The 18,630-nt window shown below is 35.8% G+C and carries 13 protein-coding genes and 1 other annotated feature; of the genes, 9 read left to right on the top strand and 4 right to left on the bottom strand.

The genetic code is table 11. The annotated features are described in order from the left end of the window. The first annotated feature begins 18 nt into the window (after nucleotides 1–18). The 6 genes from HZI73_RS17155 (at nucleotide 19) to HZI73_RS17130 (ending at nucleotide 10,400) form a co-directional block, all read left to right on the top strand. Complete coding sequence (locus HZI73_RS17155; RefSeq protein ID WP_212694598.1) at nucleotides 19–1,791, top strand: ABC transporter ATP-binding protein; 1,773 nt, start codon at nucleotides 19–21, stop codon at nucleotides 1,789–1,791. After that, entirely contained in the window at nucleotides 1,788–3,551 is a 1,764-nt protein-coding gene (locus HZI73_RS17150; protein ID WP_212694597.1) for an ABC transporter ATP-binding protein, read from the top strand. Before HZI73_RS17155 ends, HZI73_RS17150 begins: the two co-directional genes overlap by 4 nt. A gap of 31 nt (nucleotides 3,552–3,582) precedes the next feature. Next, a complete protein-coding gene (locus tag HZI73_RS17145; protein ID WP_212694596.1) occupies nucleotides 3,583–4,482 on the top strand; it encodes a permease in 900 nt (299 codons plus the stop codon). Nucleotides 4,483–4,494: 12 nt separating this feature from the next. Beyond that, complete coding sequence (locus HZI73_RS17140; RefSeq protein WP_212694595.1) at nucleotides 4,495–5,445, top strand: TIGR03943 family putative permease subunit; 951 nt, start codon at nucleotides 4,495–4,497, stop codon at nucleotides 5,443–5,445. Nucleotides 5,446–5,659: 214 nt separating this feature from the next. Further along, on the top strand, nucleotides 5,660–6,805 hold the full coding sequence (locus HZI73_RS17135) for a YibE/F family protein (RefSeq protein ID WP_212694594.1): 1,146 nt from the start codon (nucleotides 5,660–5,662) through the stop codon (nucleotides 6,803–6,805). A gap of 175 nt (nucleotides 6,806–6,980) precedes the next feature. After that, nucleotides 6,981–10,400: a 5'-nucleotidase C-terminal domain-containing protein gene (locus tag HZI73_RS17130; RefSeq protein WP_212694593.1), complete on the top strand. Its 3,420-nt coding sequence runs from the start codon at nucleotides 6,981–6,983 to the stop codon at nucleotides 10,398–10,400. Between the two features lie 106 nt (nucleotides 10,401–10,506). Here the strand turns inward: HZI73_RS17130 and HZI73_RS17125 are convergent, their stop codons facing one another. Together HZI73_RS17125 and HZI73_RS17120 are read right to left on the bottom strand one after the other, a co-directional pair. Next, nucleotides 10,507–11,145, bottom strand: coding sequence for a zinc dependent phospholipase C family protein (locus HZI73_RS17125; protein WP_212694592.1), 639 nt, complete (start codon nucleotides 11,143–11,145; stop codon nucleotides 10,507–10,509). Between the two features lie 116 nt (nucleotides 11,146–11,261). Further along, nucleotides 11,262–11,600 carry a hypothetical protein gene (locus HZI73_RS17120; RefSeq protein ID WP_212694591.1) on the bottom strand — a complete coding sequence of 113 codons (339 nt, stop codon included), beginning with the start codon at nucleotides 11,598–11,600 and terminating at the stop codon, nucleotides 11,262–11,264. Nucleotides 11,601–11,930: 330 nt separating this feature from the next. Continuing rightward, nucleotides 11,931–12,145: a binding site (T-box leader), on the top strand. Between the two features lie 142 nt (nucleotides 12,146–12,287). On the opposite strand from HZI73_RS17120, the gene HZI73_RS17115 reads away from it, so the two are divergent. After that, nucleotides 12,288–14,006, top strand: coding sequence for a proline--tRNA ligase (locus HZI73_RS17115; RefSeq protein ID WP_212694590.1), 1,719 nt, complete (start codon nucleotides 12,288–12,290; stop codon nucleotides 14,004–14,006). A 74-nt stretch (nucleotides 14,007–14,080) separates the two neighbouring features. Here the strand turns inward: HZI73_RS17115 and HZI73_RS17110 are convergent, their stop codons facing one another. Together HZI73_RS17110 and HZI73_RS17105 are read right to left on the bottom strand one after the other, a co-directional pair. Next, nucleotides 14,081–14,491, bottom strand: a complete 411-nt coding sequence (locus tag HZI73_RS17110) for a hypothetical protein (protein ID WP_212694589.1) — start codon at nucleotides 14,489–14,491, stop codon at nucleotides 14,081–14,083. 26 nt (nucleotides 14,492–14,517) lie between these two features. After that, entirely contained in the window at nucleotides 14,518–14,964 is a 447-nt protein-coding gene (locus tag HZI73_RS17105; protein ID WP_212694588.1) for a LytTR family DNA-binding domain-containing protein, read from the bottom strand. Nucleotides 14,965–15,374: 410 nt separating this feature from the next. On the opposite strand from HZI73_RS17105, the gene HZI73_RS17100 reads away from it, so the two are divergent. Then, entirely contained in the window at nucleotides 15,375–16,910 is a 1,536-nt protein-coding gene (locus HZI73_RS17100) for an S-layer homology domain-containing protein (protein WP_212694587.1), read from the top strand. Between the two features lie 99 nt (nucleotides 16,911–17,009). After that, a complete protein-coding gene (gene cloSI / locus HZI73_RS17095; protein WP_246552196.1) occupies nucleotides 17,010–18,563 on the top strand; it encodes a clostripain in 1,554 nt (517 codons plus the stop codon). The last annotated feature ends 67 nt before the right edge of the window (nucleotides 18,564–18,630 follow it).

Genomic DNA, 18,630 nt, shown 5'->3' with positions numbered 1-18,630 from the left:
ATATAAGGAGATTTAACGATGAAAGCACTATTTGATCTAATAAAAGATAAAAAAACACCGATTATCATATGTGTTATACTGGCTGCATTAGGCTCTTTACTGCTTATCGTACCCTTTGTGCTGATTTTTAAAATAGTAGATTACTATTTACAGCAGGGAGCTCATGCATCACCAGAGCCTCTCTTAAGTTGGCTTGGTATTGCCTTTTTAGCACTTGTTGTACGTTATTTACTTATTGTATCTTCTTTTGTATTTAGCCACATTGCAGCATTTGATTTACTTTACCGTATTCGTGTTCGGCTAACAATGCATATTGGGAGACTGCCTATGGGTTTCTGGGGAAAGAAAAATTCAGGTGAGATGTTAAAGATTGTACAGGATGACGTGGAATCGGTAGAAGGCTTTGTTGCCCATCATTTTCCTGATGCAGCATCCGGCTTTACACTACCTATGGCTACACTCATCTATCTCTTTTCATTAGATTGGCGAATGGCATTAATGGCTACCATACCACTACCTGTAACATTGGTACTTCTTTGTATGATGTGGCATGGTATTTTAACAGGACAGAACCGTCAGGAATTGACAAAAAAATATCATAAAGCCATTGAGAGAATGCATTCTACCATGCTGGAATTTGTCCATGGTATGCCAGTGGTTAAGATGTTTAACCTCAATGTTCATTCTTTTAAAAAGTTAAAAGAGTCCATACGTACTTACCGAGAGATTGTGATTGTATGGTCAAAAGGAGCTGCACCCTATAGGGCTTTGGTAGCAACATTTATCTTAGGTGGAGGACTATTTATTCTACCCATGGGCATTTACCTTTTACAAACGGGAAAAACAGATGCTTCTACCATTATTTTATTTATACTTCTAGGGACAGGATGCTTTCAAGGGCTACTAAAAGCAATTATGTTAGTGACACGTATGGAATTTATTACAGCAGGCATTAAAAGAATCAATGAGGTGTTAGCCGTATCACCTCTTGAAGAGCCACGTGTTCCAGTGGAGCCTAAGGCATTTGATGTCCAGATGCATCATGTAGGTTTCAAATATGATAAGCAAGGTCCTGAGATATTAAAAGATGTCCAATTATCGCTGCCAGAAGGGTCATTTACTGCTCTTGTAGGTCCTTCTGGGGCAGGAAAAACAACTATTGTAAATCTAATGGCTAGGATGTGGGAAGTAACCAATGGTTTAATAACCATAGGGGGAATACCCTTACAGGAAATGGGTACACAAGGTATTACGGAATGTGTAGGAACTGTATTTCAAGATGTACAGATGTTAACGGATACAGTAAGAGAGAATATCGCAATGGGGAATCGACGAGCTTCTTTGGATGAGATTAAATCAGCTGCAAAAGCTGCAGCATGCCATGATTTTATCATGCAGCTTCCTAAGGGCTACAATACAGTTATTGGTGAGGGTGGCGAGACGCACCTCAGTGGTGGTGAAAAGCAGAGAATTGCTTTGGCAAGGGTTATTCTAAAAGACACACCAATTATTTTACTGGATGAGGCTACAGCGTACGCAGATGCAGAAAACGAAACCTTGATGCAAGAAGCTTTTTCTAAGTTAATGAAGGGTAAAACAGTTATTGTTATCGCCCACCGTCTATCAACCATTGTAGGAGCTGACCAGATTGTTGTGGTTGATCAAGGAAAGATCTATGAAAAGGGTACACATGATGAACTATTACAGCTTAATGGGCTATATAACAGCATGTGGCATGCCCATACCAGAGCAAAAGCATGGCATTTAGCCCAAAAGGAGGTTCATGCATGAAAAAGAATAAATGGCATTTCTTTCAAGATAACCGAAAAAGCATAACGATGGTATCCATTGCCAACTTTTTTACCAATATTTTACCTGGCGTCTTTAATCTTATTTTATATCAAATCGTTATTAATCTGACTGTTCCAGTTCTATCAGGGCAGGCAATAGATTACAATATATTAAAACAATTTTGTTGGTGGTACGTGGGTATCTTTGTACTGTATATTGCCCTTTCCATGTGGAGCCAGACATTAAATTATATCAAAGCGTATACCATGTCTTCTGATTTAAGGCTGAAATTGGGGGATAAACTTAGAAGATTTTCACTAAGCTTTTTCAAACAACATGATCCAGGGGATGTAGCTTCACGTCTTCTTAGCGATGTCCAACAGGCTGAAACCATCATCGCACGTTTGCTGCCAGATATGGCAGCCGCGGTTATAGCACCTATTATACTCCTTGTTTTTTTAGCTTTAACAAATGGTAAGTTAAGTGGCATTATATTAGCATCAGCTGTATTTGCAGGTATCTTTTTATTTATAGCACGTAAAATAATTGCTAATCTGGGACGAAAGCATGTAAAGACCATTGTTGATACATCTTCCCGTATTCGGGAGTATTTTACCACCATTAAACTTTTAAAATCGTATAATTTGATAGGCAAACGATTTGAAAGAATGGATGAAGTTATGTTACAATTAAAAAAGGTAAGCTTTCAAACGGAAGTTTGGACAGCAATTCCTATACAAATATTTCTATTCTGCTTAGATGCAGGATATTTGTTGATGTTGTTTTTAGCTGTTAAAATGAGTGCTGCAGGGGATATGCCTATCAAAGATGTCTTTACTTTTGCTGTTATGGGCTATTTCTTTTTTGAAGTGGTGAAATCCCTTGGTCCCGTTCTTGTAGAGCTTAGGTATATATCCATTTCAACCAAGCGGATTGGAGAGATACTTGAAACAGAAGAACCGGACTATGATGTTTATAGACATTTACCTAACGATAATCATATTACCTTTGATAACGTTAGTTTTGGATACGGTAAAAATGATGTATTGAATCAAGTAAGCTGTCATATTCCAGAACAGTCCATGACTGCCTTGGTAGGTAAGTCTGGTTCTGGAAAAACAACCATAACCAGTCTCATCGCTCGATTTTGGGATGTGGAATCTGGTCAGATACGTATAGGTGATATACCCATAACAGAATTAGAACCGGATAAACTGCTGAGTAAGTTGTCCATGGTCTTTCAAGATGTCTATCTATTTAATGATACCATAGCGAACAATATTCGTGTGGGTAAACAAGATGCAACCATGGAGGAAATTAAGCATGCTGCAAAACTAGCCAGCTGTGATCAGTTTATTAGAAAACTTCCAGAGGGTTATGATACCCTTGTTAGTGAAGGAGGCAACTCCTTATCAGGAGGGGAAAAACAGAGGATATCCATTGCCAGAGCTATTTTAAAAGATGCACCTATTGTGATGCTGGATGAGGCTACTGCCTCCCTTGATCCAGAAAATGAAGCAGATATTCAATCAGCTATGGAACATTTGGTTCGTGAAAAAACCATTATTGTCATAGCCCATCAGTTTAAATCTATTGCGTATGCAGACCAAATTATCGTACTGGATAATGGTAAAATTATTGAGCAAGGTGTTCACCAAGGGTTAATTGCATCCCATGGGCTCTATTCAAGATTATGGCAAGAACAACAAAAAGCAAAAGGTTGGAAGATGAGAGCAGCAGTAAAAGGTGTTAGGTCATAAAGCGTGATCTTACGATGTGTGGAGGATGAACATGTTAGAAAGTTTTAGTGTGATATTTATTAGTATTATTTTTGAAGCAATGCCTTTTGTTTTTCTTGGAACACTTGTTTCCTCATTAATTGAGGTTTATGTTTCCTCCGAATGGCTTGTAGGAAAAATTGGGAAAAAGCAATTACGATTTTATATACTTGCAGGACTTATAGGTTTTATTATGCCAGTTTGTGAATGCGCTATTGTGCCTATTATGCGTCGTCTTGTTAAAAAAGGTGTTCCATTAAGTATTGCTATTACATTTATGCTGGCAACACCCATTGTAAATCCAGTTGTTCTATTATCTACATATTATGCTTTTGCAGGGGATTGGATTTTTGTAGTAGGAAGAGGTCTTCTGGGCTATATTGGTGCCGTAACTATCGGCATAATTGTTGAACGGCTGTCAGGCAAGGAAGCCGTATTAAAAGATAAGGAAGTAACCTCCTGCGGGTGTGGGCACGACCATCATCATGATCACCATCACACATCCCATAAAAGCAAGTTACAGCATGTGCTAAATCATTTAGGTACAGAATTCATTGACGTTAGCAAATATCTTATCGTTGGAGCGTTTATAGCATCTTGTATGCAAGTGGTAGTTCCAAGACATATGATTACACAGATTTCTAATAACACCTTTGCTTCTATTGGTATCATGATGCTATTGGCTTTTGTATTGTCCCTTTGTTCCGAAGCAGATGCATTTATTGCAGCAACCTTTAGAAAGGTATTTCCAAATAGTGCAATCATAGCCTTTTTAATTTACGGACCAATGATAGATATTAAAAACACCATGATGCTCCTAAGTTCATTTAAAACAAAATTTGTCATAAAATTAATTGCCACCATTACAGTGATATGCTTTATACTTGGTATGCTATCACTCTTATTCATGTAAGGAGGTGCAGTGATGGGGAAAAAACTTACAAACAGTTTAATCTATACCTTACTCACAGGTATTATAGGATGGATGCTCTATACAGGTAAAATGGCGTATTATCTTCATCCAAGAATGATGATCTATATTTTTATAGCCATGATAGGATTTTTTGTATTAGCGTTGTATGGCTGGTATCACGTGTATCATGCATATCAGCATAACCAGCGTATATCCTTTCAAGTATCAATCGGTCATATTCCTTTTTTGCTGTTATTTACTTTAATTGCTCTTAATCCATCTAAAATAACTGCTGATGTGTTGGAGAATAAAGGCGTGGATCTCACGGTGCCAACTGAAAAGTATGCAACAACTCTTGCAGAAGATGTCAATGAAGATACATTAAGTGATACAGGTGATGACATAGATGGAGATATAAATGATGATGTCAATACGGATGTAGATGAAGACATGAATGAGGGCACTAATGAGGCTGGTGAGGAGATAATGAATAATCCAGATGATTCAGCCAGTGAGACTAAAGATCAACTGGACATGGACCCCGTTGAAGAATCTGCAGAAACAACAGATGTAAATTCGGAAGAAGTCATGGAGCCATCCGAAGAAAATGATCCGTTTATGGAAACGCTTATTGCACTCAATGAGCGAACAGATGATTACATTGGTAAGTCCATCGCCATAGATGGATTCGTCTATCGAGAAGATTTTTATCAGGAGAATAACTTAGTTGTTGGTCGACTTTTGATATCGTGCTGTGCAGCTGATGCCTCCGTTGTTGGTTTATTTGTGGATTCAGACGAAGCACCTAACTTTGAAAAAGATACATGGATTCGGGTTGAAGGTACTGTAACCATTGAACAAATGGAAACACCTTATGACGACGAAAAATATGAAATATTTATGATTAAGGATGCTACCATTAAGGCCATTGAACCTTATTCAACTTCCTATGTTTATTATTAGATCTGTCATGAAGTAGAACGTATGATTTATTGCATATGCACGGGGAGTATTGAATCATATAAAGGTATGAAATATTGTGTATAATAGAAGGACTTACTTGTTGTAAAATTTACGACAATAAGTCCCTTTTTCATTTTATTTCTGATATAATTATTATAAGCATGGCATAAAGCATATCACATAAAAATACAAAAAGAAAATCATGGAGAGAGATATGAAATCAATAACATTGCATCGCTTATTGTTAATCAGTACCATCGTTGTTATCGTTCTGGTTATATGGTTATCCCCTATGTTTAAAAAGAACATGGTATTACCGGATTACTACCAGCAGGATTTTGAAGAAGCAGTTGTTGTACAGATTTTAAAAGAAGAATTAAGCAGTGATAAGGTTATCCAAGGTTTGGTCAATGGTCGTCAAGAAGCCATTTTAAAGGTAAAAACAGGTCAATACGCCGGTGAAATTTATAAAACCACCAATGTGCTTGATCAAGCGCACAATGTATTGTTGCAAGAGGGACTAGATGTAATTGTAGGTATACGTGAAGCCGATGATGGTCCTAGAGTCTGGGTATATAATTATAAACGCACCAATTATTTGTATATTCTTGGTGGGCTTTTTATTTTATGTTTACTTTACTTTGGAGGCAAAAAAGGGCTTGATTCCATTGTAGCATTATTGTTTACAGCTACCTTGTTTATCTTTGTCCTGCTGCCACTGATTTTTAGGGGTTACAACATTATTTTATTTTCTATTATCTGTGCCGTTGTATCCTTAGCAGTATCCTTTTTACTCATAGGAGGGTTCGGGAGAAAAACATTAGTAGCCATCTTAGGGACATTTTGTGGTATTATCGTAGCTGGAATCGTATCCTATGTGTTTAGTCGATTAACCCATATTACAGGTGTTCACTTGGACAAAGGTACACAGTTAGTCTACGTGGCACTGGATTACGGTATTAAAATTAAAGGGCTGATGTTTGCATCCATTCTCATTGGCTCATTAGGTGCTGTTATGGATGTTGCCATGTCCATTTCATCCTCTATGTATGAGATAAGTTCCTTGGATAAAGCCATCACTTTCAAAACATTATATAGAAAAGGCATGAACATTGGTAAAGATATCATGGGTACCATGGCCAATACATTAATTTTAGCCTTTATGGGAGGTTCTTTTAGCTTGATGCTCCTTATGTGGGGCTATAACATGGATTATAGGCAATTGGCTAATTTACCTTTTCTTTCCGTTGAGATTATTCAAGGTCTAGCCGGCAGTATCGGTATTGTGCTAACGGTACCCTTTACAGCATTGATGGCTTGCTTTTTATATAAGTATCGTTATTCAAAGGATTCTAATTAAATAAAAATACCATTGTAAAATATTACTTTATTTTTACATAAAATTTTCCAAAAAATAATGTCAAAACCTTCACTTTGTGATATTCTAAATACAAGGGTATAAAATAAAAGCAATTCATCTTATGGATTGTAAACAGTACATAATACCCTTCAAATATTTAAGGGAGGTCAAATTGATGGTAAAAAACAAAAAAATTGCATTAGTTTTGATGATTGTGTTGGTTTTATCCTCACTGCCATTCAATGCTTTTGCAAAGAGTTATGTCGTTCAGGAAGGCGACGTATTATGGAAGATTGCGAAGAAGTATGATATTGATTACAAAAAACTTGCGGAGTATAATCAGCTCAAAAATCCACATTTAATTTATGAAGGACAGAAGCTTGAAATTCCTGAAAAAAATAGTACAAGCAGTACAAGCGATGACCAGATTACAATTTTAGGTACAGCTGATTTACATGGTCGTATTTACGCCTATGAGTATGCGATAGATTCAGTCGATAAAGATGCTGGTTTGGCTAAAATACAAACTATTCTTAAACGTGAAAGAGATAAAGACCCTGATGCTTTAGTCATGGATGTAGGTGATACGATTCAAGATAACAGCGCAGAATTATTTAATGATTTACCTGTACATCCAATGGTTCAAGCCATGAACGAAATGGCATTTGATGTTTGGGCACTTGGTAACCATGAATTCAACTTTGAAAAATCATTAATCGACCGTAACATTGCAGCCTTTAACGGTACGGTACTCTCTGCTAATATTTACAAAGAAGGCACCGATGAACGTTATGTAGATGGTTGGAAAGTATTTGATGTAAACGGCGTTCGTGTGGCTGTTATCGGTATGATTCCTCCAAATGTACCCGTTTGGGAAGCCAGTGCACCAAGTCACTTCCAAGGTCTAGCCTTTACAGATGTAGCAGAAGAAACAGCTAAAGCCATAAAAGAGCTTGAAGGTCAATACGATGTGTTGGTAGGTGCTTATCACTTAGGACCAGATGGACAGTATGGTTATGATGGTATTGAGGCTATTGCAGAGAAATTCCCACAGTTTGATGTTATTTTTGGTGGACATGCCCATATGAAATACCAAAATGAAGTCAACGGTGTTAAGCTTATTGAGCCAGGAAAATACGGTTGGGCTTTGGCGAAAGCTACCATTGATATTCAAAAGACAGCAGATGGTTATGAAGTAACAGGCGTGAATACAGAGAATCTTGAGACCTATGAAGAAAAAGAAGATCAAGGTATAATGGATACATTTGCTTTTGTACATAACCAATCCGTAGATGATGCCAATACAGTTGTTGGAACCATTGAAGAAGATTTTGTGAAAAATGTGGATTACATCACAAATGAAGCAAGTGTAACAACCATGCCAACGACTCAAGTAGAAGATACAGCACTTATTGATTTAATCAATGAAGTACAAATGTTCTATACAGATTCAGCCATATCTTCTGCAGCAGCATTTAAGTCAGATATGAATCTTGTAAAAGGTGAATTTAAGAAAAAAGATGTAGCCAATATTTATAAATATCCAAATACATTAGTGGGTGTCAATATAACAGGTGCTAACTTAAAGGCTTACATGGAGTGGTCAGCAAGCTATTATAACACCTATACACCAGGTGATGTAACCATAAGTTTTGATCCTGAAATCCGTGGCTATAATTATGATATGTTTGCAGGGGTAACCTATGATATAGATATTTCAAAACCTGCTGGCAGCCGTATTACTAACTTAAAACTTGTTGGAGAAGACATTGTTGATGATGCCACTTATAAACTAGCCATTAATAATTATCGATTTGGTACCCTAACAAGTAATGGATGGGTAACAGATGAAGATAAATATTATGATTCATATGATTTAATGCAGGATGCTGGACGTATTCGTGATTTAATCATTAAGTACATTAAGGAAGAAAAAAATGGTGTTGCTTTACCGGTAGTGGATAATAACTGGAAGTTAATAGGTGCAGATTTGAGTCATCCTTTAAAAGAGGACATCTACAACATGATAAAAGAAGGAACCATTACGATTCCAACATCTGAAGATGGCCGAACACGTAATGTAAAGGCTGTTAATGTATATGACTTAATGGAAGAAGGTAAGTTTGAAGGCTATACCCCATTAACGATCCTTCATACCAATGATATGCACGGCTTCTTTATTGAAGGCAAATATGATGGTATGGGGGCAGCAAAATTAGCAACTTTTGTTCGTCAAATGCGTGAAGCGAATCCAAATACACTTTATATTGATGCAGGGGATGCTCTGCAAGGACATAATCTTGTGACCTTATCAAAAGGTGAAGAAGGTATTAAGGTTCTTAATGCTTTGGGAATTGATGCTATGGCAGCAGGTAATCATGAATTTGATTACGGTTCAGACCAGATGGTAAAACTTGCAGAAATGCTTGATTTTCCAATGTTAGCTGCTAATGTTGTAAAGGAAGATAATGCGTTAATTTTAGATGATTCCATGATACTGAATGTTGGTAATTTAAAAGTGGGTATCTTTGGTTTAGCAACACCTGAGACAACTTACAAATCACATCCAGACAATACAGCTGGACTAACTTTCTTAGATATCTATGAGACATCTGATAAAATGGTTAAAAAATTACAAGATCAAGGCGCTGATATCATCATTGCTGCTGCTCACATTGGTGAAGAAGGTGAGTATACGACGGATAAATTAGCTGAAAAAGTAACAGGTATTGACGTTATTGTAGATGGACATTCACATTCAACTTATGACTTTGGTCGTATGGTTAACGAGACGCTAATTGTTACTGCTGGAGAAAAAACTAGAAATGTTGGTGTTGTTGAACTCCTTATAAAAGATGGAAAAGTTGTCAAAAAGCAAGCGAGAATGTTCAAGAAAGAGCAAGCTGCAGCCTTAGAAGATGACAAAGAAATGACTGAAATTATTGCAGGGATAAAGAAAGCTAATGATACCATAACGGAAGAAGTTGTTGCAGAATCCCCAATTGAACTTGTTGGTGAAAAAGAATTGGTAAGAACAGGTAATACCAATCTAGGTAACCTATTAGCTGAAGCTTTATTAGATATTTCAAAGGCAGATGTTGCATTAACTAACGGTGGCGGAATCCGCTCATCAATCAATGCAGGACCTGTGACAAAAGGAGAAGTATTAACGGTATTGCCATATGGAAATACCGTAAGAGTTATTGAATTAACAGGTGCAGATATTATAACAGCTATTGAACATGGTATTGATTCCTATCCAGAAGCTAAAGGCGCATTTCCTCATATTGCTGGAATGACAGTGGAATTTGATGCTTCAAAAGATGCGGGTAACCGTGTGACGACATTGATGATCGGTGGAAAACCAGTCGATAAAACCAAAACGTATACTCTTGTTACCAATGATTTCCTTGTTGCAGGAGGCGATGGTTATTTGATGTTCAAAGGCAAAAAAGTCGTTGCTGAATTTGGTGCTATGGATGAAGTCTTGATAGACTTCATGAATAAACATGGTTTTGACAAAGCCCTAGAAGATGACCGTATTAAAGATATATCCGAAGCAGTGAGTGTGTTAGAGCTTCAAGTTGCTGCATAATTATAAAACGTTTAGAAATAAAAATGAAGTGGGATATGATATCTATCTCACTTCATTTTGCATGTACTACTTTCTTTGACATTATCAGTGGTTTAAATATTATGATTCAATTTAATTTGCGAACTATCATATCAATAGTGTTATCAATAAATATATTCATCTCATCCATGGTCAAATATTTGTAGTCCCTATCTAGATTATCATGTGGCGATGTGTAAAACGCTGTAATATATCTTACTTGGTTGATAATTGCATCTTCTGGATAGTAATCTAAATAGTTAGGAAAGGAAGTAATGTGTTGGAAGGTCCTGAAGAAAATACAATCTGGATGATCTCTAAAATACTTAAAATCTAAATCATACCAGTCCTTTTTTATGGTCCATATAAATGACTTATCTTCTATTAGTGGAGCATATGCTTCATGGGTTTCTTTCTTATCATTGATCATGTTACGCCACGCTCTATCTGTCAATAGATGTACATAATAACCAAGTAAAAAAGAACGTTCCTTTTTATCGGATAGAGGACTATCTAGATATTCACTATAAAACAAATCAGCTCGAAAGGTTCTATTTTCATCCATCCAGTGGCTTACCTCTTTAGAAGGCGTAAAAGAACTCCAATCTTCATTGGGTTTACCACAATCAGGTCCAATATTTCCTACTAAGAAACTCACTTCATCCAAATCTCCATACTTGTCCAATAACTTTTCTGCAATTCTTATATGTATACCCCATGTTGCCATAAATATTTCGCCTCCATTAATGACTTATAAATTCAATGTACTATCATATTATCAGAAACAACAAGGAGATTCAATTCCATCATAGAAAAGCTAGTGTCATGAATAAGAAATATAACCTAGTGAATACCCCATACTTTTCTTTGGATATAAATAACTGCACGAAACATTAAAGGCCATGCTATTATAAACAATACCATCATCAATAAGAATGTGATATCCTGTTCTTTAATAAAACTTATAACGTTTCCAACAATACCAAAAATGTACATAAACTGAGTTAGTATAACAACTCTTCTAAACCAAGTAATGCCAATTTTTTTATCATTTCTTTTTGCAAAAAAAATCTCTCTCCAAAAAAGATTGTCCAATATTTCTTTTACTTTTGGATATCGATGATATTTCATTACTGCCAAATAAATGCCTACGGTTATAATAATACCAAACAGATTTAGCATGGTAGCACCTCACAGGGCTGATATTTTTATTAATCCATAAAAATAGGTTATAGTGAATAAGGATATAATACCATTAGCATTTGTAAAAATCAAAAAATAATGCTATACAAATATAGAAAGAGAGTTTATGTATTTCAGAATGTCATTTGATTATATTGCATGCGTACCATAATAAATATAAATGAATATAATAATACATATGATGTAATCATAAAACACTTCCTCATGATTCATACATAGCTTCTATGTAAGAAATAATGTAAAGAATATGCAAATGGGGTTGACACAAACCTATAGAAACATTATAATTGATATAATTTCAATCAGTGCATCATAACGTTGAAGAGAATTAGTAAATGGGAAACTATGCAAACAGAGAGAGAATCTACCAGCTGAAAGATTCTTAGTAAAAGACCTATTGAACCTATCTCAGAGTTCTATGTGAAAGCATAGCGGTCCCTTCCGTTACCAAGGATATGAGATAAATAGATACATGTAACTTGTCTATTTAACGAGGGTGGTAACGCGACGACTTCGTCCCTTTTGGGGATGGGGTTTTTTTAATGTAGTAAGGTTGTTTGCTGGTGTTTACTTTTTATTAATTGTCGTCAAAAGCCAATGCATTGTTGATAGCTGATGGTATTGCCTTAACCAACTCAGCACAAAAAAATAATAGGAGGAATGATGATGAAAGTATCAAAATTATATGCACCAACCCTAAAAGAAAGTCCATCAGATGCAGATGTATTAAGCTATCAGATGCTTGTACGGGCAGGTATGATTCGTAAATTAAGTTCAGGGACTTACTCCTATTTGCCGTTAGGATATCGGGTCATTCGTAAAATTGAACAGATTGTTAGAGAAGAAATGGATGCCATTGATTCACAAGAGTCACTTCTTCCAATTTTATTACCAGCAGAGTTATGGAAAGAGAGTGGAAGATGGGAGAAATTTGGACCAGAAATGTTCCGATTAAAAGATAGAAACACAAGAGAGTATTGTCTTGGACCAACACATGAAGAAGCTTTCACAGACTTAATTAAAAACGAATTGAGTTCCTATAAACAGTTACCACTGAGCATCTATCAGATTCAGAATAAATACCGTGATGAAATTAGACCTCGTTTTGGACTGATTCGTGGTAAAGAGTTTATTATGAAAGACGCTTATACGTTTGACCGGGATGAAGCATCCCTAAAAGAATCCTATGCTAAAATGTGGGAAGCTTATGATCGGGTATTTGAACGTTGCGGGCTGAAAGTTATGGTTGCAGAAGGTGATTCTGGTGCTATGGGTGGTAGTGCTTCTCATGAATTTATTGCCTTTTCAGAAGTAGGTGAAACACGTCTTGTCTTCTGTCCTGCTTGTGATTATGCTTCAACAGATGAAAGTGCAGTGGTAAAACTTGCCTATGCTATTGAAGAAGATGCCATGGAAGTAGAGAAGGTGCATACACCAAAAGTGACAACCATTGAAGATCTGGAGAAATTCTTCAAAATAGAAGGGCATCGCTTTGCTAAATCTCTTGTATATAAGGTACTGGACACAATCGTTGTAGCCATGATACCAGGCAACAGAAATGTGAATGAAATCAAACTGATTAATCATCTTGGTGTTGCTGAACATGATATGCAGTTAGCCAGTGATGACGATATTAAAAGTGTACTTGGGTCTATCCCAGGATTTGTTGGTCCTATGCTGTCAGAAGAAGTGCTCACAAACGATAAGGTTCGCTTACTTGTAGACAGTCGTATCACCCAGATACCTAACTTGATTGTTGGCGCTAATGAACGTGACTATCACCTAAAAGGTGTACAGTATGGTAGAGATTTTACCGGTGAAGTGGTGGAGGATTTACTCATGGTAGAAGAACATGATGTGTGCCCTACATGTGGTAAACCACTGGCTATAGATTACGGTAATGAAGTGGGCAACATCTTTCAATTAGGTGATAAATATTCACGCTCATTACATGCAACCTTCCTAGATGAGAACGGCAAAGAGAATTACTTTGTTATGGGTTCTTATGGTATTGGTATTTCACGAACGCTTGCGGCAATCGTTGATCAGCATAGCAACGATCGAGGTATTGTATGGCCAGACAGTGTGACACCATATGGTGTGATGGTAACTGTGGTTAATACGAAAGACGCAGCTCAAGCTGAACTGGGAGAATCAATCTATACCCTTCTAAAAGATGAAGGTATTGACGTACTATTAGACGATAGGAAAATGGCTGCAGGCAAGAAATTTGCTGATGCTGACTTATTTGGTATACCTTACCGTATAACCGTTGGGCGAAAAGCAAAAGAAGGTATTGTGGAAGTGAAAGACCGTCATCTTGATGAAATGGTAGACGTCGATGTTCAAGATGTGGTTGCATTGATTAAGAGTAAATTACAATAAGGTTAAAAAGCTAATGTGGCCAAGATGACTGCATTAGCTTTTTCTCTTATTACCCTCTTTTGTTTTATGAATGTTTATTTATTGGTTTCTTGAATTTTTCGTTCCAGTAATTGCTGTATACGTTTTTTTTCTCTCAAGTATTTTTGGCGGTACAGGTAACTGGCAAGAATAAATACAATGTTTAATAGTCCCAAGGTATACCAATAACTAGGATTACGTAAAAAAGCATCATCACTTGATAAAATAAGATTCCAAAGGAATACAATAAGATTAAATACTAATGTAGGGCATACATACCTCAAAAACGGGTTTGCAAAAACTTTAGATGGCATAAAATAATCTATAATAAAGCCTATCATGATACCGATAGCAATATAATAAAAAATATCCATTCTTGCATCTGGACGTCTAATAAAAATATTGATACTAAAAAAAACAAGTCCTGTTGCAGCATACGTTATAATACGGTCAAGTAACATTTTCATGAATGCAATTCCTCCTTTTCAATGTATTAGATTCCAAAATATGCCTTAAAACGCTTATAATAAGTTCTGTTGACATCAATTTCTGTATGATTCTTCATGGTAATGTTGTATTTTTGACCAAACCAAGGGTTAATTTCGAGAATGTGTTTGATGTTAATCAATTGTGATTTATTGACACGAATAAACCCTTGTTCACCCAGCTGTTCTTCTAATTGATACAATTTCTCACTAAGCACATATTGTTGGTCTTGCGTGTGAGCAATGACTTCTTTTCCAAAAGTTTCTATGTAAAGAATGGTATTAAGGGGTAATACCTCATAGGTTTCATGGATACGTCCCATTAAAAAATCTTTTGGTTTATGATACTCAGAAATAACAAAGTCTGCATCATCTGATATGTCAAATCCGGCATTTTCTAATTGTTTTCTTAGTGTGTATTCATTTTTTTTACTACATATTAGTTTGAATTTCATCCTCTACCTCCCAATAAGGTACCTTATATGGATAATATATCACAGATAATAACAATCATAAACGGTTCTGGAACAGGTTGCTATATATTCAAATTAAGTTGCATGATAATGGACAATGAACTATTAGAAACATTGTGATAATAATTCTATTTATGATTAAATTATAAAAAGAAATAAAACTTAAATTAACCTTAAAATTTAATGAAATAAAAAATAATATAGACATAATTACGTTAAAGTGATAAAATATGTATAAAAATAACAAATTTTATTAAATAAACAGAGATATAAAACACACATCATAACATGGTGAATATATTTTATTTACATAATCAGGAAAATGAATGAAGTAGGAATTATTGCCTTTTGTAAGATATCCCATGTAAACGTGTTGAAAGGATGTTATCCAAATGAAGAATATTTCATTGAGAAAATTGTTGCTTATAATGAACCTATTATTCCTATTTATGTTAGTCATGTTTTCTAATCCAATAAATGCGGAGACTGAAGCTATTAATCATTTGCAAGAAAGATCATTAAATGACATATTACATAAAGGGCATAAGTACGTTATTGTTGGTGATAAAGGAACGATGCTCTTATCAGAAGATAGAATAGAATGGAAAACCATTGATATAAACACTGACCGTAACTTAAACGCCATTACTTGGTGGAATAATCGTTTCATTGCTGTTGGAGAAGATACGATACTGACATCTACGGATGGAAAAATGTGGGAAAAACATCCTATACATATAGAAGAAAAGTCTTTAAATCTAAGAGGTGTATATTCTAATCAAGACATGATTGTATCCGTAGGAGCAGGTTTAATCGTGACGTCAATGGATGGCCAGAACTGGAAGACGCATTTTATAGAACCCACGATGGTTTTAAATGATATTCTTTACAAAGATAATCAATTTATTGCAGTAGGGAGTATTATTATTGAGGATATAAAGAAACCACTTATCATGACTTCTACAGATGCTAACCAGTGGACAGAGGTAGTATTAGAAGATGAATGTGCTATAAATGAGATTGCTTATATAGATGGACAATATAGGGCATTAGGGGAAAACGGTCAACTATTCTTATCCATAAATGGACAAGATTGGACGAGTCAAGATGAGAAATTTATTGGTGATCGTTCACATATATATGATTTTAGAAGTCTAGCTATGGGGAACCATAAGATGTTAATGGCAGGTAAGATGTCTCATTGGATGTATACGGATGATATTCAAGGTATCGTTGTTGATATTCAGAAGGATACGATGGAAATTCATGCCATGATTAATGGATTAGAGATTAATAAGATTTACTGGGATGGAAGTGCATTTTTTACAATAGGAAGAGGTATTAATAAGAGGGATATATTTATGTCTCTTGATGGTAAACAATGGCAACTTAGTAATAAATATGATTTTTTCACCGATGTAAATCCCTCAGATTGGTTTTATGATGCCATAGCTTTTTTAAAACAAAATGGGCGAATTACTGGTTATGACAATCAATCTTTTAGACCACACCAGAAGATGTCTATTGAAGAATTTATTGTGCTTGTATTGCGAGCAATAGATGAGGATGCACATGTGTCACATGATAGACATTGGGCGTCTGATTCCATTGAGAAAGCCATTTCTTTAGGGTGGATTAAAAAAGACGATTATATAAGCAGATATAATCAGCCCATTAACCGAGAAGAAATGGTAAAAATCCTTATGAACATTATTGGACATGAAGAAACGTCCGATTTATCATCTTATAAATCATACATAAAAGATTATGATGCTATTGGTCCTGACTATCAGCCATATATTCTAAAAGCATATGCAACAGGTATTATCAAAGGCTATGAAGATGGTTATTTTAGACCACAAAAAATGGTTAGTCGTGCAGAAGCTGCAGATGTGATATATCAATTAGTAAGCTTGAAAGAACGATAGGTTTTATCTAAAGAAGTATAAGTAGTAGTAGATGGATGATAATTAATCGCGATTATTTATAAATTTATGAAGTAATGTAAGAAAGGATGAGGTTTATTCATGATGTACAATAGAAGAAAAAACGCCGTGCTTGGACTACTGTTGGCCTTGAGTTTGGTCATAACACTACCTGTTCTTGCTAGCGAGGTTAATCAAGTAGTTGAAGATGTAAATGGTCTTACAATTATTTATTATTGTGATGCTGACAATAATCTAGAAGGTGCTTTACTAGAGGATATTGAAGAAATGAAAGCAGGCATTAAACCAGGCACAAAAGTAGTGGCTCTTGTTGATAGGATTCCAAGTTATTCAAGTAATTCTACCATATTAGGAGAGAATTTTACGGATACTAGACTCTATGAAATAGCCTACGACCAACAAGCACAAACAGGTAAAGCAACTAGAATCAGCGGAGGTAGTGAATTTCCAGAAATAACAACGGTTTCTAATTTTGAAGCCAATATGGGGGATGCCAATACCCTAGCCAAATTTATTAATTTTTGTAAGGCTAATTATGGAGCTCGTCAGTATGCTTTGATTATGGCAAATCATGGTGGCGGAGTTCGGACAGAAGAGGATTCTGAAACAAACCATCTAAATAGGGCTGTGTGTTGGGATGATACCAATGGTCATGATACGCTGTATACAGGAGAAATATCCGATGTATTAGGATCAAGCCATTCAGTAGACCTTCTAGGGTATGATGCTTGCCTTATGGGCTCAGCAGAGATTGCATACCAATATCGCCCAGGAAATGGGGGCTTTGAAGCTCAAGTCATGGTTGCTTCTGCACCTACAGAATGGGGGAATGGATGGCGATACGATAACATTCTTGAAAGAATAAAAGTAACCAGTGATACCCATAATGGTGAAAATGACTTAACCATGGGAGGGCAAGAGAATTATTATTCACCCCACTCAATCACCATGTTACAGCTAGGTGGTATTATTGTAGAAGAACAGCGAGACAGTACGTCAGCACGAAATGACCAACAGTTAAGCTGTTACGATTTATCTGGTGCAGCCAATGTAAAAACATCTGTTGATGCATTTGCAAAAGCATTATATTCAGAAAATAGTAATCTTGAAAACATAAGGGGTAACATAACAGCACCAACGATCATCCATTACTATCGTCCATTTAGTTCAAATGAGCAAATAAATTATCCCTTCTTTGATTTATATGATTTAGCTAAAAAAACAAACGAAGATGACCAAAACTATAGTCAAGCTATTCGGGATAAAGCGTCAGCGGTTATGACAGCGATAGATAATCTGGTTGTGTATTCATTTGCAGGTAGTAAGTTCAATGGGTTTACAGATTCAAAAAATGGTGTATCCATCTTTTTCCCAAAAGGAGATAACAATAATTGGATATACGATAGTACAGCTCAAAAGTATGTTCAAGTGCGCCATTGGAGTCAGCAGTGGTGGTATCACCCACTTGATACGACAATTAGTATGGGTGCAGGGAACTATTATGGTAAAATTAAATGGTGTGAAGATGGTTTAAATACTGCCATCAATGAAGTAGGGAATTGGTTTGAACTGCTAGATTTTTGGTACGATACTAGTAATAGTGCTGATGGAGGATTAAATGGTTATCAATGGTAATGCATACATGTAATTATCAGAATAATTACATGATTACCTACGTATAGCAATTAATCATTTAAGTGAA

Origin of the sequence: Vallitalea pronyensis, from assembly GCF_018141445.1 — a bacterium.
In the GTDB taxonomy this organism is placed as follows: Bacteria; Bacillota; Clostridia; order Lachnospirales; family Vallitaleaceae; genus Vallitalea; species Vallitalea pronyensis.
The sequence above is the reverse complement of the archived record's forward strand: the minus strand, read 5'-3'. Positions and strand labels throughout refer to the sequence as shown.